The sequence below is a fragment of the Candidatus Poriferisocius sp. genome, assembly GCF_965219775.1.
Taxonomy (GTDB): Bacteria; Actinomycetota; Acidimicrobiia; order Acidimicrobiales; family Bin134; genus Poriferisocius.
This window is the reverse complement of sequence record NZ_OZ244793.1, coordinates 3138645-3160951: the sequence shown is the minus strand read 5'-3', so window position 1 is coordinate 3160951 and position 22307 is coordinate 3138645. Positions and strand designations below refer to the sequence as shown.

The following is a 22307-nucleotide window of genomic DNA, read 5'->3' as shown; positions in this document are numbered from 1 at the left end:
GCCTTCATCAATCCATCACATTGAGCAATAGAATGATCGACCAGGAGTAACCCATGATGCAAGATCGCTTTACCAGCCGAGCAATTTACAACAGGAAAAACGGAGTCATCGCCCTGTTGGCGGTGATGACGTTGATTCTCTCTGCCTGTGGAGGTGCCGCCGGTAGCCAAGCAAACGGAGGCCTGGCCACGCTGGCTACCGCCACGGCTACCGAGAACACAAGCCCGACTCCAGTCGCCACGGACACCTCACCTGCAACCGCGACACCGGGTGACGATGCATCGAGTTCCCCTGATACAACCACCGTGACACCGGCCAGTGCAGAGCAGGACAATCCGATCGACAGCGGCGAAAATGAAGAAGCAGCGGCTGCTGTTGATGCCGAAGCAGGTGACAGTGCGGAGACCGACGACCCGGAGGAAGCTCTGCTCAACTTCTCTCAATGTATGCGGGACAACGGAATACCGGAATTCCCCGATCCCACGTACGACTCAAGCGGAAATCTGAACATGAGGCAGGCCGTAGCTGCAGCCGGAATTCAGCCAAGGTCCGAGGAGTTTCGGGAAGCCATGGCCACCTGCAATCAGCTTCTCGCCGGCGTCGCTCTGCGGCCCGGTGGCGACGAACTCGATCAGGTCGAACTTCAAGACCAATTGTTGGAATTCGCCCAGTGTCTACGCGACCAAGGAATCGAAGTCGACGATCCCGACTTCTCCAACTTCGGACCCCCCAGCGGCGACGAGGAGGACAGCGGTCCGGGGAGAGGCCCGTTCGGGGACGCCTTCGACCTGCAGGATGCCGATGTCCAGGCCGCGGTGGAGGAATGCCGGGAGATCACCGGCGGCTTCGGCGCCCGGTTGGGTGGTCCCGGACCCCGTCCGAATGCCGACCGGGCGGGCGGATGACAACCGAGCAATCCACGAGTCCCGAACACTCTGGGGGCGCGGACCACACCTCCCGACGCCGGACCCTCCCGATCACCATTGCGGTACTGGCCCTGGTGGGCGCGGGCGTGGCCGCCTGGCTGATCGGCACCCAGGACGAGGACGGTGAGCCAGGATCAGCGCCCACGCTCGCCACCGCCACCATCGAGGTGCGCGACCTGTCGGAGACGACCACCATCTCCGGCACCCTGGCCTTTGACGATCCCATCGCCGTGACGGCTCCCGCCGGCGGCGTGGTGGCCGACATTCGGCCCGAGGGCACGGTGATCGACCGGGGCGCAATCCTGTACACCATCGACCGCATGGTCACCGACGACCAGCTTCGGGAGGCCGAGCAGCGGGTGACCTCCTCCGAGGCGTCGAAAATCGGCGCGGAGATCGCCATTGACCGCCTGCAGGCCAGCGTGGACACCGCCACCTTGGCCTCGGCCCAGGCGTCGGCGGCGCAGGCGCAACTGTCCCTCGACAGCCTGCTCACCCCGGCAACCCCAACCGAACTCAACGCCGCCCAGGCCGCCATCACCCGCGCCCAACAGACCATCGACGACCTCCTCACCCCGGCAACCCCAACCGAACTCAACGCCGCCCAAGCCGCCATCACCCGCGCCCAACAGACCCTCGACGACCTGCTCACCCCGGCAACCCCAACCGAACTCAACGCCGCCCAAGCCGCCATCACCCGCGCCCAACAACAGCTCACGTCCAGCCAGGCCGCCTTGGACCTCTCCCTCGGCGACCTTGAGGCCGCCTGGGACGTGTACTGCCGATGGCCCGACGTGGCCGTCGACGCCGCATGCGACACCTTCCCCCTGGACGACGCCGTGCTGACCGCCCTCTCCGAGGACATTGCCCGCCTCCAGAACGACTTCCGTGTCGGTCGGCTCTGGCTCCAGCAGTCCCAAGACCTGCTGGACGCCGGTCTGGCCCACATCGCCGACGAGGCCGCCGTCCAGTCGGCCCGAGCAGACCTCGACACCGCCGAACAACAACTCCAAGACCTCCAAGACGGACCCACCCAATCGGCCATCGACACCGCCCGAGCCGACCTCGACACCGCCGAACAACAACTCCAAGACCTCCAAGACGGACCCACCCAATCGGCCATCGACACCGCCCGAGCCGACCTCGACACCGCCGAACAACAACTCCAAGACCTCCAAGACGGACCCGACCCCCTCCAGGTGGAGCAGGCTCGGGCCAATCTGATGTCAGCGAATGCCCGACTGGACGACTTGTTGGCCGACCCGGACGTGGCTGAACTGGCCCAGGCTCAACTCAATTTGGAAGCGGCCCAGATCAGCCAGGACATGGCCCAGAACGATCTGCAAGAACTGCGCGCCGGGATCGAGCGGGCCGTCGCCCTCTACGGCGGCGGTTCGGCCTGGCGGACTCTGTCGGCCGGCGTCGAGCCCGGCCCCGATGTGGTGTGGCTGGAGACCAACCTGGCCGCCCTGGGGTACGGCGGTTTCGACATCGACGAGGAGTTCGACCAGCGCACCGCTCGGGCAGTGTCCGACTGGCAGGCCGACTCGGGACTGCCCGTCACCGGTGACGTGCCCCTGGGACAGGTGGTGTTCGTCCCGGGCCCGGCCCAGGTCGGCTCGCTGCAGGTGTCCCGGGGTGATCCGGTGAGCGCGGGCACGGTGCTGTACGAGCTGACCGCCCTGGAATTGATGACCAGCACCGTGGGCCCGGACGGTGTGCAGGACGAATCGGTGACCACCCAGCGGGTCACGACCCAGCTCGATCTCACCGATCGGGATTTGCTCGACCTCGGCACCCTGGTGGAGATCGAACTGCCCGACGGCACCACCGTGGCCGGTCGGGTCTCCGACGTCGGGGATGTGCCCGTGATCGTCTCCGCCACCAACCAAACGTCGGAGACGTCGTACCTGGACGTTGCCATCACCCCGCTCGAAGTGATCGACCCCAACTGGACGGGGGCGACCATCGACATCATCGTGGCCACCGAGGTGGCCCAGGGGGTGCTGACCACACCGGTCAGCGGCCTGCTGGCCCTCATGGAGGGGGGCTACGCGGTGGAGGTCATCCGGGCCGACGGCACGGTGCAACTGGTCGGGGTCAGCACGGGCATGTTCGCCGACGGCTTCGTGGAGATTGCCGGCGAGGGCCTGGCACCGGGCACCGTCATCGTCGTGCCGTGATCCCGGCCGAGGCCACCACCTCCCCGGACGCCCCCGCGCTGGAACTGCGGTCGGTGTCGAAGGTCTATCCCGGCACGCCACCGGTGGTGGCCCTGAACTCGGTGAGCCTGACCATCCAGCCCGGTGAGATGGTGGCGGTGGTCGGACCGTCCGGGTGCGGTAAGTCCACCATGCTCCACATGATGGGCACGCTGGATCGGCCCAGCAATGGCCAGGTGCTGGTGGACGGCATCCCCACCTCGGAGCTGTCGGAGCGTCGCCTGTCGGCCATTCGGGGACGCAAGCTCGGATTCGTGTTCCAGCGGTTCTTCCTGCTGTCGGGCACCACCGCGCTGGACAACGTGGCGGGCGGGCTGCTGTACCAAGGGGTGTCGGTGACCGAGCGCCGGGATCGGGCGGCCGACGCCCTGAATCGAGTGGGTCTCGGCCACCGCAAGTCGCACATCCCGTCCAAGATGTCGGGCGGTGAGCGCCAGCGGGTGGCCATCGCCCGGGCCCTGGTCCATGAACCCACCCTCATCCTGGCCGACGAGCCCACCGGCAACCTGGACTCCAAAGCGAGCGTGGCCATCACCGACCTGTTCGAGCGACTGCACGCCGAGGGAAGCACCATTGTGGTCGTCACCCACAACACCGAGATCGCCGCCCGGCTGCCCCGCACCGTGCGCCTGCTCGACGGTGAGATCCAAGCCGACGAGGCCCGATTCCACGGGGAACCGGTGGCGTGAGCGTGCCCGTGCCTCCCAGCCGCCTGCGACCGCGCGACGTGGTCCGGGTGGGGTTCTCGGGGCTGCAGACCCGCAAGCTGCGAGCGACCCTGTCGGTGCTCGGCATCGCCATCGGGATCGCCTCGCTGGTGGGAGTGCTCGGACTCTCGGAGTCCTCCAAGTCGGATCTGCTGGATCAGATCAGCGCCTTGGGCACCAACCTGTTGCAGGTGTCCCCGGGCACGGGCTTCGGCGCGGGCGACGCCACCTTGCCCGAGGAATCGGTGGAGATGATGGGCCGGGTCGCCACCGTGGAGGAGATCTCGTTCGTGAACCCGGTGGAGGCCAACGTCTACCGCAACGAGTTCATCCCGTCGGGCCAGACCGGCGGCATTTCGGTGGTGGGCAGCGACCAGTCGCTGTTGGACACCCTCAACGGCGAGGTGGCCCACGGCACGTTTCTCACGGCCGCTTCCCTCGAGTACCCGGCGGTGGTGTTGGGTTCGGTGGCGGCCGAGCGGATCGGCCTCACCGATCTGGACGGCAGCCCCCGGGTGCTCGTCGGCGACCGCTGGTTGGAGGTGATCGGCATCCTGGCGCCGTTCGCCTTGGCCCCCGACCTGGATCGGGCCGCCATCATCGGCCACCAAGCCTCGGTCGAGTACTACGACGCCGAGGGTTCCCCCACCACCGTCTACCTGCGGGTGGACGAGTCCTGGATCGACCCCACCCGCGACGTCCTGCCCGCCACCGCCGACCCGGAGAATCCCGAGGAAGTCGAGGTGAGCCGACCGTCGGACCTCCTGGAAGCCCAGGCCGCGGCCGAGAGCCAGTTCGCCAACCTCTTCCTCGGGCTCGGCGCGGTGGCCCTGCTCGTAGGGGGAATCGGCATAGCCAACGTGATGGTGATCGGGGTGCTGGAGCGTCGGGGCGAAATCGGGCTGCGACGGGCCATTGGGGCCACCCGGGGCCACATCCTCAGCCAGTTCCTCACCGAGGCGCTGATCCTGTCGTTGGCCGGCGGGGTGGCCGGGGTGCTGCTGGGCGTCGGGGTCACCGCCGGCTATTCGGCCACCCAGGACTGGCGGGTGATCATCCCCGGATTGGCCGTGTGGGGCGGCTTGGGGGCGGCGGTGGGCATCGGGGCCCTGGCGGGCATCTACCCGGCCCTGCGTGCCGCCCGGATGTCCCCCACCGAGGCCCTGCGCTACGAATAGCGCCGGCCTCGGGCCTTTCAGGCTCGGCGGCGGAGTTCGGCGGTGATGGCGGGGATCATCTCGTGGAGGTCGGCGATCACGGCCCAGTCGGCCTTGACCACCATGTTGGCCTCGGGGTCGGTGTTGATGGCCAAGATGTGCTTGCTGGCCTTGGCCCCCACCCAGTGCTGGATGGCCCCAGAGATGCCCGAGGCGATGTAGACCTCCGGGGTGATGCGGGTGCCGGTCTGGCCCACCTGATCGCTGTGGGGTCGCCAGCCGTTGTTGGTCACCGCCCGGCTGCAGCCCACCCGGCCCCCCAGTACCTTGGCCAGCTCCTCCAAGGGGGCAAAAGCCTCGGCCGAGCCCACCCCCCGGCCCCCGCCGATCACCACCGGCGCGGTCGACAAGGTCACCCCGGCCTCCAACACCACCCGGTCCTTGACCATGGTGCGGGCCAGCGACGCATCCAGATCCACGGCCACCGCTTCGGCCACCGGCTCCGACCCCGATTGGGCTCGCTCGGCGGTCACCGTGTGCAGGCCGGTGGTCAACAGGGGCCGTTCGGAGCGGAGCCGGGCGTCCTCGAGGAGCGATCCGCCCCACTGCTGGCGGGTCATGGTCCACTCCCCGGCGCCGGTACCGGGCCGGATGTCGAGGCAGTTGGCCACCAGAGGCAGATCCAGGCGGGCGGCGGCTTGCGCCATCACCTCGTTGCCCCGTTCGCTGCCCCCGGCCAGCACCGCGGCCGGTTCCAGCCGCCGCACCAACTCGGCCACCGCCTCGCCCCAGGCCTCGGGTCCGAAGTCGGCCAGCACCTCATGGACGACGGTGGACACCGTCTCGGCCCCGTAGGCCCCGGCTTCGGCCACCAGCCCGGCGTCGTCGTCGCCGATCAGCGCCCCACCGAGGGGCACCCCCATCTGCTCGGCCAAGCCCCGGCCCACCGTGAGGGCCTGCTGGGCCGCCTCACCCAGGGTTCCCCGCTCGTGCTCGAGCACCACCAGCAGCATCACGCCACCCCCAGCTCCTCGAGCACGTCGACCACCGCGGCGGCCGCCTCGGGGCCGTGCCCCAGGATCACGGTCTCCGAAACCGCCTCTCGGGGCCGGTGCAGCCGCTCCAACGACTGTCCGCCGGGCTCGGCGGCCGAGGTCACCTCGAGGATCTCCAGCTTCTTGGACGCCAACCGCCCGCGCATGGTGGGGTAGCGGGGCAGGTTGATGCCCTCCTTCACCCCCACCGCGGCGGGCAGGGGCAGCTCGTACACCTCGAAGCCGCCGTCTATCTCCCGGCGAGCCCGCACCACCCCGGAACCGTCGGTGCCAACGTCCACCTCGATGCCCTTGATGCCGTTGACGATGGGACGATCCAGGGCATAGGCCACCCGCACCCCCACCTGGAACCCCCCGGCGTCGGCCGACTCGTTGCCGAACACCAACAGATCGAACGGCCCGTCGGCGGCCTCCAGCCCAACAATGGCCTCGGTCAAAGCAGCCGCGGTGCGCTGGGGATCCCAGGCCGAACCGTCGGTGGTCACCAGCACGCCCCGGTGCGCACCCACCGAGGCGGCGTAACGGAGCTGCTCGGCGGCCTCGGGGGGCCCCAGGGTGAGCACCGTCACCTCGCCGCCGTGGCGCTCGGTGAGTTGCACCGCCTCCTCCACCCCGCATTCCTCGTGCGGGCTGGTGGCGAAGCCCAGGTGGGTGGCATCCACGGCCAGGCCGTCGTCGGTCACGTTGATCTTGGCGCCGGGCGCGGGCACCCGCTTCACGCAACACAGAATCCTCACGGGGCACCCCCCGGAAGTGCCACCACCACCTCAGCCCCTCATGCGGGCGTCGGTGGGGTCGAACACCGCCCCGGTGGAGGCCACCTGCACCGGGAACCGCTCGTTCATGTACATCACCTGGAGGTCGGTGCCGGGTTGGGCCAGCTCGGCGGGCAGGTAGGCCATCAGCAGGTGTTTGCCCACCGAGGGCCCCGGTCCGGCGGTGGTCACCCGCGACACCCGCCCGTGGGAGTCGGTGATGCGCCCGCCGTCGGGGGTCAGGATCGGCTCGTTGCCCCCCTGCATGTACCGCTTGCGTCCCCGGGCGTCGGTCTGGTCTTCCACGGTGAGCACGCACATCGACACTTCGGGGTCGCCTTGTTCCCGAGCGGCCACGTAGGCCTCCTTGCCGATGAACGGGGCCGCCTTCACCTTGGGTCGGGCCAGGCCCGCCTCCAACGGGTTGTACTCGCTCTCCAGTTCGGCCCCCATGAGCCGGTACCCCTTCTCCAACCGGCCCGACGTGCCGTACACCCCCCCGCCGGTGGGCCGCAGCCCGCAGTCGGACCCCACCCTCATCAGGGTGTCCCACAGCACCGGCCCGTCGTCCCAGTCGGCGTAGATCTCCCAGCCGGTGTCGCCCACATAGGAGATCCGAAACAGCGTGGCCGGCACCGAACGACCGCCGCAGTCCAACTCCACCTCCACGAGCGAGCCGTAGGGGGAGCCCGCCTGGGACAGGTCCTGGTCGGTCAGCGCCCCGATCACCTCAGGCGCCTGGGGCCCCCACACCCCGAGCGTGGTGATCCGGTCGGTGAGGTTGGCAAAGCGAACCGAACCGTCGGTGGGCAGGTGGCGGCGCACCCAGAACTCGTCGCGCCCCCCGTCGAACACCCCGGTGACGATGCGCACCCGCTCTTCGCCCATCCGCATCATGGTCAAATCGGAGTGGAAGCCACCGTCGGGGGTGAGCCACGGGGTGTAGACGGTGCGGCCCACCGGCACGTCCACCTTGTTGACCGCCAGGTAGTCGGCGTAGGCCACCGCTCCCGGACCGCTCAGCTCGAAGATCTGGAAGGCGCTGAGGTCGACCACCCCGCAGTTCTCCCGCAGGTTGAGGTGCTCGCCCACGGTGATGGGACTCCACCAACGGGCGTCCCATTCCACCTCGCGGCCCTCCACCTGGTAACGCTCCACCAAGTCGGCGTTGGACTCGTACCACTGGGGCCGCTCCCAGGTGCGGGCCTGGAAGAACTCGGCCCCCAACTCCTGCTGGCGGCTGAAGTAGGGGCTGACCCGGAGGTTGCGCCTGCTCTCCCACTGCTCCTGGGGGTGGACGATGCCGTAGGTCTTGTTGAAGTGCTCCGCCGATCGGGCCCAGATGTGCTCGTCACCCCGCTCCTCGGAGTAGAAGCGGGCCACGTCGGCGCCATGGACGTCGATCACCCGGGGATAGCCGTGGGTCATCCACTCGGCCACCACCTGGGCCATGCCCGGCCCCTCCTTCACCCAGATGGCCGCGGCCGACCACAGGTTGCGCACCTCGGGCAACTCCCCCAAACAGGGCATGGCGTCGGGGGTCAGCGACAAGAGACCGTTGATGGCGTACTTGATCTCGGCGTCGCCCAGCATGTCCATCAGGTCGATGGCCTGTTCCATCTGCTCGTCGAAGTCGTCGGGGGTGAACGGCATCTCGGTGGGCGACAGGGCGGCCTCGTCGTTGGAGGGGATCTCGTCGGGGTGGTGGAAGATGGGCCGGTGGGCGTACGACCCCACCTCCATGGAGCCGGACGACTGGCGCTCGTAACAGAAGGTGTCCATGTCCCGCACGATGGGATAGCCGATCTCGTTGTTGGTCTCGGCCAGGATGTCGAGAGGGCCGACGTCCACCATCTGGTGGACCGCAGGCACCAGGGGGATGTAGGCGTCGGCCATGTTGGCCACCCGGTTCGACCACACCCCGCAGGCGATCACCACGTAGTCGGTCTCGATGGTGCCCTTGTCGGTGACCACCGCCTGCACCGTGCGGTCGCCGGGGTTGGGCCCGTCGGTGGTGATGATGTCGAGCACCTCGGTGTTGGCCGCCACATGGCAGCCCGCCTCAACCGCCAGGTTGCGCATCCGGGTGCCGGTCTCCAGCGAATCCACCACCGACACCGTGGGGCAGTAGAAGCCGCCCAGAATGATGTCGGTGTTGACGAACGGCACCAGTTCCTTGACCTGCTCGGGGGTCAGCAGGTGGGCCTCGATGCCCCAGGCGGTGGCCGAGGTCATGCGCCGCTGCAGTTCGTCCATGCGCTCCTGGGTGCGGGCCACCTCGATGCCCCCCGAGTCCACCGACAACCCCAGGTCGCGATACTGGTTGGCGCTCTGCTCGCCCAGCAGGCACATCTCCTTGTTGTGGTCCACCGGGAAGATGAAGTTGGAGGCGTGACCGGTGGACCCGCCGGGATTGGGCAGCGGGCCCTTGTCGAGCAGCACCAGGTCGGTCCATCCCAGCTTGGTCAGGTGGCCCACCAGGCAGTTGCCCACGATGCCGGCGCCGATGACCACGCACTTGGCCTTCTCGGGAATCTCAGCCATGTCCTGCCTCCATGTCCTGCCTCCGTATCCTGCCTCTGGATCCTGCCGCCGCCATGATGCCGGTTTCGCCCCGCCAGGCTAGTGCCGCGTGGCGACAGCCCTTGCCCCTGCGGTCCGTATTATGGTACAGTTCCATAATGCGGAACGACTCGGCCAGTCTAACCCAGTGGGAGGGGCAGTGGGAAGGGTCGCAGCCGACCGGACCGAGTCCCGAGGTGCGCAGGGTCACCGGCAACGCCGCTTTTGAGATCATCCCCCTGAGCAACGTGGCCGCCGCCGTTGACGCCCTGCCCGTAGGCGCCCAGGTCTCGGTCACGGTCTCGGCGACCAAGGGCCAGGACGCCACCCTGAGGCTGGCCGAGCACCTCATCGGGCGGGGACACCCCACCATCCCCCACCTGTCGGCCCGACTGATGCGAGATCGCGCCCACGTCGAGGATGTGGCCGCCTGGACCAAGGCCAACGGCGTGACCACGGCCTTCGTGGTCGGCGGTGACGCCACCGAGCCGGGCCCCTACCCCGACGCCGTCGGCTTCCTGCGGGAGCTGTTCACCCACGACCACGGCCTGCACACCGTGGGGGTGGCGGCCTACCCCGACGGCCATCCCCTGATCGTGGAGGGCGCCCGCCGCCACGCCCTGTTCGCCAAACAAGACCTGCTGGCCGAGGCCGGGCTCCAGGGCTACTGCAGCACCCAGATGTGCTTCGATCCGGCCAAGATCGTCGCCTGGTTGACCACCGAGCGCCACGACGGGCTCACCCTGCCGGTGCATCTGGGCATCCCCGGCCCGGTGGATCGCACCAAGCTGCTCACCATCGGCACCCGCCTGGGCGTGGGCCAGTCGCTGCGCTACCTGCGCAAGAACCGCCGGTCGGTGGTCAAGTTGCTGCGGTCACCCACCCACGACCCCTCCGAGCTGTTGGACGCCCTCGCCCCGCACCTCACCCCGCTGGGCATCAGCGGCCTGCACCTCTTCACCTTCAACCAGGTGGCCGACACCGCCGCCTGGCGCGACGCTGCCCTAGGTTCCTGAGGGGGACTCGCCTGGGGCGGCGCCGTCGAGGAGAGCGGCGAGGCTTCGGCGCCATTCCACGGAGGGGCGGTCGGACTGGACGCTGACGGTGGCGGCCAGATCCATGGGTAGCACCCCTTCCAGTTGCTCCAGCATGGCTTGGTCCTCGGCGCCGATGGCCAGATCGAAGGCCATGATCTCCTCGGCGGGCACGGAGAAGTCGTCGTTGCGCCACACCACGAAGTTGAACAGCGAGTTCACGTCGTCCACCGGGGTGGCCAACAGCAACAGGATGTGCTCCAGGCCGGACTCGTAGGCGATGGTGCTGCGCACCGAGAAGGGCAGGACGTACCCGGTGGTCATCCGCCGGTGGAGCACGTCGGCGTCCTGGCCGGTGGTGGTCTGGCCCTTGTCCGTGGTGTTGTCGGCCATCACGTCGTAGGCGTAGCCCCGGTAGCCGTCGGGCAAATCGCCCATGTGCAGCGGGGGCACCACCGTCTCCTGGGCCCCGCCGAAGGTGGCGGTGTGGACAAACGGGAAGTGGGAGAAGTCCATGAAGTTGTCGGTGATCCGGGTGGCCGACACCGCCCACCGCTGGAAGGGGGTGTTGAGGCGGCGGAACGAGGCGTCGTGCTCTTGGGGGATGACGGGGATCAAGCCCTGGGGCGTCCCCGGACACAGCCAGATCAGCCCGTAGCGTTCCTCCACCCACAGGGCGTCGAGATGGGCCTTGGGCGGTATCCGTGTACCCGCCGGTGACGACGGCACCAGCTCGCAGCGGCCCCCCGGCCCGAACCGCCAGCCGTGATAGGGGCACTCCACGCAGCCGTCCACCATGCGCCCGGCCGACAGCGGCGCCTCCCGGTGCGGACACCGGTCGATGGCCGCGGTGAGCGAACCGCCGTCGGACCGCCACACCACAAAACGCCGACCGATCACCTGGAACCCCACCGGACCAGGGGCCACGTCCTCACTGAGGGCGATGGGATACCACTGGTGGTCCAACGCAGGCTGCCCGACGAGGTGAGTGGATGCGCCGTTGGCGGTCATGGCCCGATGTTATCGCCGGCGCCGGACCCCGGATTCGCTGTCCGAGCCGGCGCGCTGGCTCTGCCGGAACCGCGCCGTCCCGGAGAGGGCGCGGGGCAGCCTCCCGCCGATTTCGGGGCGTGAATTCGGGTGTAGGGTCACCAGCCGTGGGCCAGGCCGACTGGGTGATCACCGGCGACATCGTGACCATGGACGCCGACCGCACCATCATCGGCGACGGGGCGGTGGCGGTGACCGGCGGTGAGATCACCGCGGTGGGCAAGGCCGCCGACATCCGCCGGCAACACCCCGGAGCCCCCGAGCGGGGCTCAGCCGACTCGCTGGTGGTCCCCGGATTCGTCAACGCCCACCAGCATCTCACCGCCGACCGGCTGGTGGCCTCGGCCATCCCCGACCACCTGTCCTCCGGCGAGGCCATCTTCGAATGGATCGTGCCCGTGCATTCCCACGTGACCGGCGATGACGACGAGCTGGCCGCCACCCTGGGGCTGGTGGACGCGGTGACCAACGGCATCACCACCACCGTCGACGCCGGCACCGTGGCCCATCCCGACCGGGTGGCCACGGCCATGACGGCGGTGGGGGTGCGGGGGGCCATCGGCCGCTGGGGTTCCGACGCCGACGGCCTGCCCCAGTCGGCCCCGGCCGACGAGGTGATCGGCGCCCAACGGGACCTCGTCGAGTGCTACCCCCCCGGCGGCTTGGTGGAGGCCTCGGTCACCCTGGTGGGCCACGACCTGATGACCGACGAGCTGGCCACCGCAGCCGCCGATCTGGCCCGATCCACCGGGCGGCGGCTGACCTTCCACCTCTCCCCCACGCCCGACGACGTCGCCCGCTACCAAGAGCGCACCGGTCGGCGACCGCTCGTCCATCTGGAGCAGCTCGGCGTGCTCGGCCCCCACGCCCTGGTGGCCCACGCCGTCCACATCGACGAGGCCGAGGTGGACGTGTTGGTGCGCACCCGATCCGCGGTGGCCTCGTGCCCGTGGGCCTATCTGCGACTGGGCCAGGGGATCACCGAGCGTTTCGCCCACCTGGAGCTGTGGCAGCGGGGCGGTCGGCTGGCGCTGGGATGCGACACCGAGAACGCGGGCGACGCCGTGGACGGCCTGCGGGCCGCGGCCCTGTTCGCCGGACTGGCCAAGGACGTGACCGGCCCGGCCACCTTCGGCGCCCACCAGGCCTTCGAGCTGTTGACCATCGCCGGGGCCGAGGCCGTCGGCATGGACGACCGGATCGGCTCGCTGGAGGTGGGCAAGGCCGCCGACATCGTGATCATCGACCGCTCCGGGCCCGGCTGGCAGCCCCCCAGCCCCGACCCCGTCCTGCAACTGGTGTGGGCCGGGGGCGGGCGATCGGTCACCGATGTGCTGGTGGACGGCGAGCTGGTGGTGGCCGATGGCCGCTGCACCACGGTGGACGCCGACGCCCTGGCAACCGAGGCCCGCCGGGCCGCCCCCCGCCTGGCCCGACGGGCCGGGATTCAACCCCGGTCCCTTTGGCCCCGCCGCTGACACCAAGCCCCGGTCCCTTTGGCCGAGGCACGAGCACCAAGGCCCGCTCCCGCAGGCCGCGGCACTGCGGGCAATCATGAAGTAGAAATAGGGCTGATGACTTATCCCAACACCCTCATCTTCGTTGACTTCCCCTCCGACGACCCTGAGGCGTCGGCCACCTTCTACCACGAGGTGTTCGGCTGGGAGGTGGAACCCCGCCCCGCGGGGGTCTTCCACCGGATCGTCCCCGGCCAGAACTTCCTGCAGGACGACGGCACCCAGAGTCCGATCGGCAACCTGCACATGGGCATCCACAACGCGGCCAACGCCCGGCCCCACCCCGACCCCGACGGGGTCGATCCCCGGCACCTGGCCTCCGACGGGCGCACCGTGCGGATCTGGATCCTGGTGAGCGACGACGACTCCTCCGACGCCATCATGGACCGGGCCCTGGCCCGAGGGGCCACCGAGCTGTGGCGCGACCACTACTGGGCCGAGTTCAACGGCTTCAACGCCGCCTTCAGGGACCCGTGGGGCAACACCCTGATCCTGTGGACCAAGGGCGGCGACGACCCCCAGATCCCCGAGGGCTGGACCGATGAGTGACGCGGCCGGGGCCGATCCCGCCCCCACCTACGACGTCCACCCGCCCGGCCCGCGCTGGACCCACGTGGCCCTGCGGGTGGCCGACATCGACGCCACCATCGACTGGTACACCACCCACACCCCGATGCGCCTGCTGGACCGACGCCAGGACGACATGGGCCACGGGGCCTGGCTCGGCCACGGCGATTCCCCCGACTCGCCGTTCATCCTGGTGCTGGCCCAGTTCTTCCCCGAGACCGACCCGTTCAAGGACGCGCCCCGGGCGGTGTTGGCCCCGTTCGCCCACCTGGGGATCGAGCTGACCAGCAGGGAGGCGGTGGACGAGACCGCCGCCCGAGGCGAGGCCGGGGGCTGCCTGGCCATGCCGCCCACCGAGATGCCGCCCCCCATCGGCTACATCTGCATGCTGACCGACCCCGACGGCAACATGGTGGAGTTCTCCTACGACCAGGGCGTCTACGCCCTGGCCCGCCAACTCTCCCTGGAAGAGGGCTGACCAGCCCCCTGAGCTGCCGGCCCCCCGACCCCCCCCGACATGACCAGGAGGCTCCCATGGCCGACGTGATGAGCGGCGTCCGCATCCTCGAGGTGGCCGAGCACACCTTCGTACCGGCCGCCTCGGCCCTCCTGGCCGAGTGGGGGGCCGAGGTGGTCAAGATCGAGCACGTGGAACGGGGCGACGCCATGCGGGGCCTGGCCGCCAGCGGCACCGTGTCGCTCGGCGGTGGCGCCCACGTGCTGCTGGAGCACTCCAACCGGGGCAAGCAGAGCCTGGGCCTCGACCTGTCGACCGAGGCGGGGCTCGACATCCTGTACCGGCTGGCCGAAGCCAGCGACGTGTTCCTCACCAACAAGCTGCCCCGAGTGCGCCGGAAGCTGAGCATCGACCTGGAGCACATCCGGGCCCACAACCCCGACATCATCTACGTATGCGGCAGCGGTCAGGGCGAGCGTGGGCCCGACCGGGACAAGGGCTCCTACGACTCGCTGGCCTACTGGTCGCGCTCCAGCGTGGCCGCCGCCCTCACTCCGGCCGACGACGACGGGGTGATCGGCCCGCCCGGACCGGCATTCGGCGACTCCATCGGGGCCATGACCATCGCCGGGGGCATCATGGGCGCCCTGTTCCACCGGGAGCGCACGGGGGAGGCCACCACCGTGGACGTGTCCCTGTTGGGAACGGGCATGTGGTCGATGGGGGCCACCATCGCCATGTCGCTGCAACACCAAACCCCCTGGCGGGGCCGCCCCAAGGACACCCCGGTTCGCAACCCGCTGAGCCACGCCTACCAGACCGGCGACGGCCGGTACATCTTCTTGACCTGCCTCCAAGCGGGCAAGTACTGGGCCGAGACGTGTGCGGTGGTGGGCCGACCCGAGTTGGCCACCGACGAGCGCTTCGCCGACGCCGCCGCCATCGCCGAGAACGCGGCAGCCGGGGTCGAATTGCTGACCGAGGCGTTCGCCGAGCGCCCCTTGGCCGAGTGGCGGCAGGCCTTGGCGGACTTCTCCGGTCAATGGGCCGTGGTGCAGGACACCCTGGAGGTGGCCGACGACCAGCAGACGGTGGCCAACGGCTATGTGCAGCCCTACGAGTCGGCCGCGGGCGAGCCGTTCAGGTTGGTCTCGGCCCCGGTGCAGTTCGGCGGCCAACCCGCCCCACCCCTCCGGGCTCCCGACTTCAACGAGCACGGCGACGAGATCCTCCAACGGATCCTCGGGCTCGACTACGACCAGATCATCGAGTTGAAGCTCCAGAACGTCATCCCCTGACCGTCGAGCCCGAGAATGCAAGGGAGCCACATGGACCACGACCGGATGGCCGACATCATCGAGATCGAACAGCTCCTGGCCCGCTACGCGGTGGCCATGACCCGAGACGACATCGACGCGGTGATGGAGGTGTTCACCCCCGACGGGTGCTACCGCGCCTTCGGCGACACCTACACCCTGGCCGACTTCCCCCGGTTGGTGGCCGCCGCCCCCAAGGGGCTCTTCCTGGTGGGGCCACCCGCCATCGAACTCGACGGTGAACAGGCCACCGGCACCCAGCCGTTGTGCTTCGTGGATCAGACCGACCATCAAAAGCGGATCGGCTACTACGAGGACACCTATCGCCGCACCGAGCACGGCTGGCGACTGGCCACCCGCGCGATGACCTTCCTGCGGCGCAGCGGCGCCCGCGACAGCGGCCGCCCCCACGACCCCACCCGCCCCGAGCCCACGGGAAACCCCGAGCCCACGGGCACTCCCGAACCCACGGGCAACCGAGGACACCCGCAGTGACCGATCCCGCCCAAGTGACCATCCTGTATCGGGGCAAGCAGGTCACCATGGGCTACGTCGAGGGCGACACCGTGCTCGAAACCGCCCGCCGGGCGGGGTTTCGACCGCCGTTTTCCTGCGAGGCGGGCAACTGCGCCACCTGCATGGCCTTCCTGAAGGAGGGCAGCGTCACCATGCGGGCCAACGACGCGCTGGAGCCCGACGAGGTGGAAGAGGGCTGGATTCTCACCTGCCAGTCGGTCCCCGACACCGACGTGGTGGTGGACTACGACAATCTGTGACCCTCAGCGCACCTTCTGGGCGCCGGTTCCCGCTCCGCCTTGGCCCATGTTCTGCCAGCGGGCCTGGATCTGCTCGGGGGTCAGCTTCTCCCGTCGACTCATCGAGCGGATGGAGATGTCATGGCCGGCGGCCTGCTCCCGCAGCGCCCCCACCGTGGCCTGCTCCGGAGCCACGTGGGCGAAGGGGTCGAACGAGTACCACGCCATGGCGTTCTGGTGCGTGATTTTGGCCGCCTCGGTCTGGCTCACCCCCGCTTCGGTCATCAACCGGGCCAGCTCCTCGGGGGCGTCGGGCCAGGCCGAGTCGCTGTGGGGGTAGTCGCACTCCCAGCTCATGTTGTCGACGCCGATCTGGTCGCGCAGGTACACCCCGGTGTGGTCGGAGATGAAGCAGGTCAGGAAGTGTTGGCGGAACACGTCGCTGGGCATCCGCCCGCCGAAGTCCTGGCCGGTCCAGCGGTGATGCATGTCGTAGGTGCGATCGACCCGCTCCAAGAAATAGGGCACCCACCCGGTGCTCCCCTCCGACAGGGCGATGCGAATGGCGGGGAACTCCTTCAGCACCCGTGACCACAACAGGTCAGCGGCGGCCGACTGAATGTTCATGGGCTGGAGCGTGATCATCACATCCGGCGGCGAGTCGGGAGCGGGAAAGCTGAGCTGGCCCGACGACCCCAGGTGAATGGACAACACCGTCTCGGTGTCGCACACCGCCGTCCACAGCGGATCCCAGTAGGGATCGTGAAAGCTGGGATAGCCCAGCGCCGCCGGATTCTCGGTGAACGACAGGGAGTGGCAGCCCTTGTCGGCCACCCGGCGGACCTCATCGGCGCACTCTTGGGCATCCCAGATCACCGGCAGCGCCATGGGAATGAAGCGACCGGGATGGGCGCCGCACCACTCGTCGATGTGCCAGTCGTTGTAGGCCCGCACCAGGGCCAGGCCGAACTCCTCGTCGTCCACGGCGAACAGACGGGCGGCGAAACCGGGAAACGACGGGAAGTTCATCGAGGCCAACACCCCGCCCGCGTTCATGTCCTTGACCCGCTCGTCCACCCGGTAGCACCCCGGCCGGATCTCGTCCAGCGACTGGGGCTCCACCCCGTACTCCTCCTTGGGTCGCCCGGCCACCGCATTGAGGGCCACGTTGGGCACCTCCACCTCGCCGAAGCGCCACACGTCGGCCCCGTCCTCGCGGCGAACGATGCGGGGGGCGTCGGCCTTGAACCGTTGGGGCAGATGGGCGTCGAACAAATCGGGCGGCTCGATGATGTGGTCGTCCACGCTGATGAGCGTCAGGCCCTCCGGGTCGAATGCCATGGACGCCTCCTTGAGGATGGGACTCTCGACGGATTGAGAATGTGATTTGCCCTCTATGGTAAGCATATTCCCACCGGAGTGTCATCGCCCGATAAGGTTCGATCATGTCCGACGATCCGCTTTCGGGCATCGGGCGGGCGCAGTTCATGATGGAGGACGGCCGGGTCCACCGGCGCTGAGGAGAATTCATGCCCCACTTTCCCAAGCCCCCCGAGGGCTCCTGGACCGAGCACTACCCCGGTCTGGGCACCGGGCCGGTGTCCTACCGCGACTCCTACGACCCCGACTACTGGCAACAGGAGATCGACACCATCTTCAAGAAGGAGTGGCTGTGCGTGGGCCGCGTGGAGCGCCTGGGCCGAACGGGCAGCTATTTCACCAAGGAGTTCCCCTGGGCCAAGCGCAGCATCGTGGTGGTGAAGGATCGCCAGGGGACGGTGCGGGCCTTCTACAACGTGTGCCGCCACCGGGGCAACAAGCTGGTGTGGGACGACTACCCCAACGAGGAGACGTCCGGGGTGTGCCGCCAGTTCGCCTGCAAGTACCACGGGTGGCGCTACGACCTCGACGGTTCGCTCACCTTCGTCCAGCAGGAGTCGGAGTTCTTCGACGTCGACAAGGACGCCTACGGGCTGGTGCCGGTGGCCTGCGACGTGTGGGAGGGCTTCATCTTCGTCAACCTCGACCCTGAGCCCCGCCAGACGCTCACCGAGGCCCTGGCCCCGCTGGCCGACGGCCTGGCCGGCTATCCGTTCGGCGAGATGACCCAGACCTACGAGGTGCGCTCGGAGATCAACGCCAACTGGAAGCTGTTCATCGACGCCTTCGTGGAGTTCTATCACGCGCCGGTGCTGCACCAGCGCCAGGCCTCCGCCGATGAGGCCCAGAAACTGGCCGGCTTCGGCTTCGAGGGCCTGCACTACGAGCTGTTCAGCCCGCACTCCATGGTGTCGTCGTGGGGGGGCATGTCGCCGCCCAAGGATCCGGGCATGGTCAAGCCCATCGAGAACCTGCTGCGCAGCGGGCTGTTCGGCCCCTGGGACAAGCCCGCGGTGATCAACGACAACCAGGATCTCCCGCCCCTGTTGAACCCGTCGAAGCACCGGGCGTGGGGCATCGACTCGTTCGTGGTGTGGCCCAACTTCATGATCCTGTTCTGGGAAACCGGCTGGTACCTCACCTACACCTACTGGCCGCTCGGGCCCAGCAAGCACCTGTTCGAGTCCACCCTCAACTTCGTGCCGCCCGAGAACGCCAGCCAGCGGGCCGCACAGGAGTTCGCCTTCTCCACGTTCAAGGAGTACGCCTTCCAGGACGCCAACACCCTGGAAGCCACCCAGACCATGATCGAGAGCGAGGTGGTGGGCGAATTCCTGCTCAACGACCAGGAAATCCTGTGCCGCCACCATCACGCCGCCGCGCGGGAGCAGGTGCGGGCGGGGGGTCGACCCGACGCCTACCCGTGGATGCCCGCCTCGGCGGGTGCGTGAGGACATGGCCGTGAGCAACGCCACCCCGGAACTGCCCGCCGACTTCGCCGATCTGGCCCCGTTCGCCGACTGGGCCCTCAACACCTGGCGGGAGCGCTACGACAAACGCCTGGCCTCCTCGATGGACGACATGCAGGCCTTCTACGACGCCATGATGCCCCGGTTGCCCGACATCTTGGCCCATTGCGACTCGTTCGACCTCGGTGAACTCCCCGACGACGCCCACAACCTGTTGCTGCTGGTGTTCGCGTTGGGTGAGGCGTCGTTCCCGGTGGAGGCCTGGCGTCAACCCCGGGTGCCCGACAGCGGGTCGGCCGACCTGGAGATGGTGCGCGAGCCCCGTCGGTAATCTGTGACTCCGTGAGCCCGATGGATCCGGAGACCTTTCGCCGCGACCTCACCTCGTGGCTCGAGGCCAACGCCGACCGGCTCACCCCGCCCTATCAGGGTCACGGCTCGATGGACGAGCAGATGGCCCACTACGCCATGGTGAAGGGCGCCCTGCACGACGCCGGTTTCGGTCGCTACGGGTGGCCGGAGGTGGTCGGGGGCCTCGGGGGCTCACCCCTGTTGCGGGCCATCGTGGGCGAGGAGATCAACCTCCGTGGCCTGGCCGATCCCAACGCTTGGACGATGATCGAGGTGCTGGCCCCCACCGTGATCGACTTCGCTCCGCCCGAAGTGGCCGCCGAGTTTGTGCCCGGGTTCCTGCGGGGCGACGAGATGTGGTGCCAGGGGTTTTCCGAGCCGGATGCGGGCAGCGACCTGGCTTCCCTGTCGTGTCGGGCCACCCCGACCGACGGCGGTTGGACGGTGACCGGCCAGAAGATCTGGACCAGCTTCGTCCAGTACTCCCGGCGCTGCGTGCTGCTCACCCGCACCGGTGAGCCCGGCAGCGGGCACCGGGGCATCACCGCCCTGTTGGTGGACGTCGACTCGCCGGGCGTGACTTATCGCCCCATCGAGACCCTGCACGGTCGTGAGGACTTCGCCGAGGTGTTCTTCGACGACGTGTTCGTGCCCGCCGACCGGCTCCTCGGCGAGGAGAACGGGGGCTGGCAGGTGGCCATGGACATCCTCCCCTACGAGCGGTCCACCACTTTTTGGCACCGGGGGGCCCTGCTGCACCGACGCTGTGGCGATCTGATTGCCCAGGTGGCGGCCACCGGGGCCTGTGACGACGCCACCGCCGCGGCCCTGGGCCGGGCCTTCCAGGGGATCGTCGCCTTTCGCAGCCGGTCCCGCGACACCCAGCACCGACTGGCCGCGGGCGAGTCCCTGGGGGTGGAGACCTCGGTGGACAAGATCCTCATCGCCTCGGCCGAACAGCGGCTCTTCGAGACCGCCCGCGACCTGCTGGGCGGGGTCATCGAGTTCGACGGCGACCCGGTGGCGGAGATGTGGCGGCAGGACTACCTGTACGCCAAGGCCGCCACCATCTACGGCGGCACCGCCGAAATCCAGCGCAACATCGTCGCCCGCCGCCTTCTCGACCTGGGACCGGAATCATGAGCACGCCCGAGGGCCCGATGCATGCCCGCCGACTTCTCGACCTGGGACCGGAATCATGAGCACGCCCGAGGGCCCGATGCATGCCCGCCGTCTTCTCCACCTGGGACCGGAATCATGAGCGCCACTGAGGGCCTGATCGACGCCGACGATCTGGCCCTGTTGGCCACCGGGTTCGAAGCGGCCATGGCCGAGGCTCCCGGTCCGGCCGAGGCCGATGTTGCGCTGTACGAGTTGGGCTGGGGTGAGCTGCTGGCTGCGGCACCCGCCCAGGGGGCGGCCGTTGCGTTCTCAGCCCTGGGCGAAGCCGGTTCCGCGGCCGGCCTGATCGATGACGTGGTCGTCCACGCCTTGGGGCTCGAGGTTTCCGTTCGGACCGCGGCGGTGTTACCCGCCCCGCACAGGGCCGCCGCTCCCGCCCGCCGCCAGGGGGACACGGTGGTGATCGACGGACTGGTTTCGGCCCGAGCACAGATGGCGTCCATCGCCGTGGTGGCGGTGGACGACGGCGGCGACATCGCCATCGGCGTTGTTGACACTTCGGCGCTCGGCCCGCTGCCAACGACTGGCGGCCTCGACCCGGGCGACGCCTACCGCCGCCTGTGGGCAGAGATCCCGGCCGCCGAGGTGACGCCCGCCGCGTCGACCGGCACCTGGGAAGCAGCCGTTGCCGCCGCTCGCATCGCCCTGGCCCACCAACTGGTCGGCGGGGCCCGCTGGATGCTGGCTGAGGCCCGCCAACACGCCGTCGACCGACGGCAATTCGGCCGCCCGGTGGCATCCTTTCAGGCCATTCGCCACAAGCTGGCCGAGTCGCTGGTGGAGATCGAGGGGGCGGCCTCGGTGGCCGCGGCCTGTGTCCAGGATCAGAACCCCCTCCTGGCGGCCCTGGCCAAGTCGCTGGCCGGACAGGCCGCCCACACCACCGCCACCCACGCCCAGCAAGTACTGGCCGGGATCGGCTTCACCGCCGAACACCAATTCCACCGCCGGCTCAAGCGGATGCTGGTGGTGGACACCCTCTTCGGCTCCACCCACTCCCTCCCCACCGAAATCGGCCACACCCTCCTCACCCAAGCCACCGCCCCCCACCTCCTCCCCCTCTAACCCCCACATTCCCACTGCCAATGCGTCCCCTCTGCTTCAGGGCCGACAAGAAATCAGGGTGGGTGTCGAGGGTTGGGCATCTACGGTCGGGGTCATGCAGTACATCGTCGTCGACCTCGAAGCCACGTGCTGGGTGGACCGTTCGGCGCGCCGTCGCAACCAGATGGAGATCATCGAGATCGGAGCCGTGCGCCTCGACGCCGACCTCGAAGTGGTGGACGAATTCGACTCCTTCGTGCGCCCGGTGGTCAACCCACAGCTCAGCGACTTCTGCACCGAACTGACCTCCATCACCCAGGCCGACGTCGACCGGGCAGACCGTTTCGGCGTGGTGTTCGAGCGCTTCCTCACCTGGATCGGCGAGGAACCACACCGGGTGTGCTCCTGGGGCGCCTACGACCTGGACCAGTTCCGCCTCGACTGTCGCCGCTTCGGGGTGCTGCTGCCCCCTTGGTTCGAGGACACCCACATCAACCTGAAGGAAGAGTTCGCCCTGTGGCGAGGGGTGAAGCGCTGCGGCATGGCCAAGGCCCTCAAGCAGCTCAACCTGCCCCTGGAAGGGGTGCACCACCGCGGCATCGACGACGCCCGCAACATCGCCCGCATCGCCCAACAACTCCTCCCCCACATCGGCGCCAACACCACCACCCCAAACACCGAGACCGCAGACCTGCCCGCCACGTAGAAGTTCCCCGCCCAACCCACCAAACGCGAGCCAAGGCGCAGCCAAGCCACCGCAACTTTGCCCGGACTTGCCCTCCCAGAGACCAGATCCGGGCA

At 68.9% G+C, this 22307-nt stretch carries 21 protein-coding genes; 16 read left to right on the top strand and 5 right to left on the bottom strand.

Going from position 1 to position 22307, the window contains the following annotated elements; all coding sequences use genetic code 11:
* Window positions 1-53 precede the first annotated feature (53 nt).
* Genes ACOQPQ_RS14290 through ACOQPQ_RS14275 form a run of 4 tightly spaced genes read left to right on the top strand, consistent with a single transcriptional unit; the run spans window position 54 to window position 5033 of the window.
* Window positions 54-905: a hypothetical protein gene (locus tag ACOQPQ_RS14290; protein ID WP_420640082.1), complete on the top strand. Its 852-nt coding sequence runs from the start codon at window positions 54-56 to the stop codon at window positions 903-905.
* Complete coding sequence (locus ACOQPQ_RS14285) at window positions 902-3109, top strand: peptidoglycan-binding protein (RefSeq protein WP_420640081.1); 2208 nt, start codon at window positions 902-904, stop codon at window positions 3107-3109. The genes ACOQPQ_RS14290 and ACOQPQ_RS14285 overlap by 4 nt, the downstream gene beginning before the upstream one ends.
* On the top strand, window positions 3106-3837 hold the full coding sequence (locus tag ACOQPQ_RS14280) for an ABC transporter ATP-binding protein (protein ID WP_420640080.1): 732 nt from the start codon (window positions 3106-3108) through the stop codon (window positions 3835-3837). Before ACOQPQ_RS14285 ends, ACOQPQ_RS14280 begins: the two co-directional genes overlap by 4 nt.
* Entirely contained in the window at window positions 3834-5033 is a 1200-nt protein-coding gene (locus ACOQPQ_RS14275) for an ABC transporter permease (RefSeq protein ID WP_420640079.1), read from the top strand. The genes ACOQPQ_RS14280 and ACOQPQ_RS14275 overlap by 4 nt, the downstream gene beginning before the upstream one ends.
* A gap of 17 nt (window positions 5034-5050) precedes the next feature.
* Here ACOQPQ_RS14275 and ACOQPQ_RS14270 read toward each other — a convergent pair whose 3' ends face one another.
* From ACOQPQ_RS14270 to ACOQPQ_RS14260, 3 genes are read right to left on the bottom strand one after another with little or no spacing between them, the layout of a single operon-like run.
* A complete protein-coding gene (locus ACOQPQ_RS14270) occupies window positions 5051-6025 on the bottom strand; it encodes an electron transfer flavoprotein subunit alpha/FixB family protein (protein WP_420640078.1) in 975 nt (324 codons plus the stop codon).
* On the bottom strand, window positions 6025-6786 hold the full coding sequence (locus ACOQPQ_RS14265; protein ID WP_420640077.1) for an electron transfer flavoprotein subunit beta/FixA family protein: 762 nt from the start codon (window positions 6784-6786) through the stop codon (window positions 6025-6027). The genes ACOQPQ_RS14270 and ACOQPQ_RS14265 overlap by 1 nt, the downstream gene beginning before the upstream one ends.
* A 48-nt stretch (window positions 6787-6834) precedes the next feature.
* Window positions 6835-9366: a GcvT family protein gene (locus ACOQPQ_RS14260; RefSeq protein WP_420640076.1), complete on the bottom strand. Its 2532-nt coding sequence runs from the start codon at window positions 9364-9366 to the stop codon at window positions 6835-6837.
* Window positions 9367-9581: 215 nt separating this feature from the next.
* On the opposite strand from ACOQPQ_RS14260, the gene ACOQPQ_RS14255 reads away from it, so the two are divergent.
* Window positions 9582-10400, top strand: a complete 819-nt coding sequence (locus ACOQPQ_RS14255) for a 5,10-methylenetetrahydrofolate reductase (RefSeq protein ID WP_420640075.1) — start codon at window positions 9582-9584, stop codon at window positions 10398-10400.
* On the opposite strand, the gene ACOQPQ_RS14250 is transcribed toward ACOQPQ_RS14255, so the two are convergent.
* The gene (locus tag ACOQPQ_RS14250) at window positions 10389-11429 is read right to left on the bottom strand and encodes a Rieske 2Fe-2S domain-containing protein (protein ID WP_420640074.1); all 1041 of its coding nucleotides are present in this window, start codon (window positions 11427-11429) and stop codon (window positions 10389-10391) included. The two genes, ACOQPQ_RS14255 and ACOQPQ_RS14250, sit on opposite strands and share 12 nt — an antisense overlap.
* 146 nt (window positions 11430-11575) lie before the next feature.
* Between ACOQPQ_RS14250 and ACOQPQ_RS14245 the strand changes: the two genes are divergently transcribed.
* From ACOQPQ_RS14245 to ACOQPQ_RS14220, 6 genes are all read left to right on the top strand, one after another.
* Window positions 11576-12946 carry an amidohydrolase family protein gene (locus ACOQPQ_RS14245; protein WP_420640073.1) on the top strand — a complete coding sequence of 457 codons (1371 nt, stop codon included), beginning with the start codon at window positions 11576-11578 and terminating at the stop codon, window positions 12944-12946.
* Between the two features lie 96 nt (window positions 12947-13042).
* Window positions 13043-13534, top strand: a complete 492-nt coding sequence (locus tag ACOQPQ_RS14240) for a VOC family protein (protein WP_420640072.1) — start codon at window positions 13043-13045, stop codon at window positions 13532-13534.
* Entirely contained in the window at window positions 13527-14030 is a 504-nt protein-coding gene (locus tag ACOQPQ_RS14235) for a VOC family protein (protein ID WP_420640071.1), read from the top strand. The genes ACOQPQ_RS14240 and ACOQPQ_RS14235 overlap by 8 nt, the downstream gene beginning before the upstream one ends.
* 56 nt (window positions 14031-14086) lie before the next feature.
* Window positions 14087-15307: a CaiB/BaiF CoA transferase family protein gene (locus tag ACOQPQ_RS14230; RefSeq protein WP_420640070.1), complete on the top strand. Its 1221-nt coding sequence runs from the start codon at window positions 14087-14089 to the stop codon at window positions 15305-15307.
* Window positions 15308-15337: 30 nt separating this feature from the next.
* Complete coding sequence (locus tag ACOQPQ_RS14225) at window positions 15338-15820, top strand: nuclear transport factor 2 family protein (protein ID WP_420640069.1); 483 nt, start codon at window positions 15338-15340, stop codon at window positions 15818-15820.
* Window positions 15817-16101: a 2Fe-2S iron-sulfur cluster-binding protein gene (locus tag ACOQPQ_RS14220; protein WP_420640068.1), complete on the top strand. Its 285-nt coding sequence runs from the start codon at window positions 15817-15819 to the stop codon at window positions 16099-16101. The genes ACOQPQ_RS14225 and ACOQPQ_RS14220 overlap by 4 nt, the downstream gene beginning before the upstream one ends.
* A gap of 3 nt (window positions 16102-16104) precedes the next feature.
* On the opposite strand, the gene ACOQPQ_RS14215 is transcribed toward ACOQPQ_RS14220, so the two are convergent.
* Window positions 16105-17421 (bottom strand): amidohydrolase family protein, encoded by a 1317-nt coding sequence (locus ACOQPQ_RS14215; RefSeq protein WP_420640067.1) that lies wholly within the window; start codon window positions 17419-17421, stop codon window positions 16105-16107.
* Window positions 17422-17609: 188 nt separating this feature from the next.
* Here ACOQPQ_RS14215 and ACOQPQ_RS14210 point away from each other — a divergent pair, with 188 nt between their 5' ends.
* The 5 genes from ACOQPQ_RS14210 (at window position 17610) to ACOQPQ_RS14190 (ending at window position 22212) form a co-directional block, all read left to right on the top strand.
* Window positions 17610-18911 carry an aromatic ring-hydroxylating oxygenase subunit alpha gene (locus ACOQPQ_RS14210; protein WP_420640066.1) on the top strand — a complete coding sequence of 434 codons (1302 nt, stop codon included), beginning with the start codon at window positions 17610-17612 and terminating at the stop codon, window positions 18909-18911.
* A gap of 4 nt (window positions 18912-18915) precedes the next feature.
* A complete protein-coding gene (locus tag ACOQPQ_RS14205) occupies window positions 18916-19260 on the top strand; it encodes a hypothetical protein (RefSeq protein WP_420640426.1) in 345 nt (114 codons plus the stop codon).
* A 20-nt stretch (window positions 19261-19280) separates the two neighbouring features.
* Entirely contained in the window at window positions 19281-20423 is a 1143-nt protein-coding gene (locus ACOQPQ_RS14200) for an acyl-CoA dehydrogenase family protein (RefSeq protein WP_420640425.1), read from the top strand.
* A 114-nt stretch (window positions 20424-20537) separates the two neighbouring features.
* Window positions 20538-21527, top strand: coding sequence for an acyl-CoA dehydrogenase family protein (locus tag ACOQPQ_RS14195; protein ID WP_420640065.1), 990 nt, complete (start codon window positions 20538-20540; stop codon window positions 21525-21527).
* Window positions 21528-21621: 94 nt separating this feature from the next.
* Window positions 21622-22212 carry an exonuclease domain-containing protein gene (locus tag ACOQPQ_RS14190; protein WP_420640064.1) on the top strand — a complete coding sequence of 197 codons (591 nt, stop codon included), beginning with the start codon at window positions 21622-21624 and terminating at the stop codon, window positions 22210-22212.
* Window positions 22213-22307 lie beyond the last annotated feature (95 nt).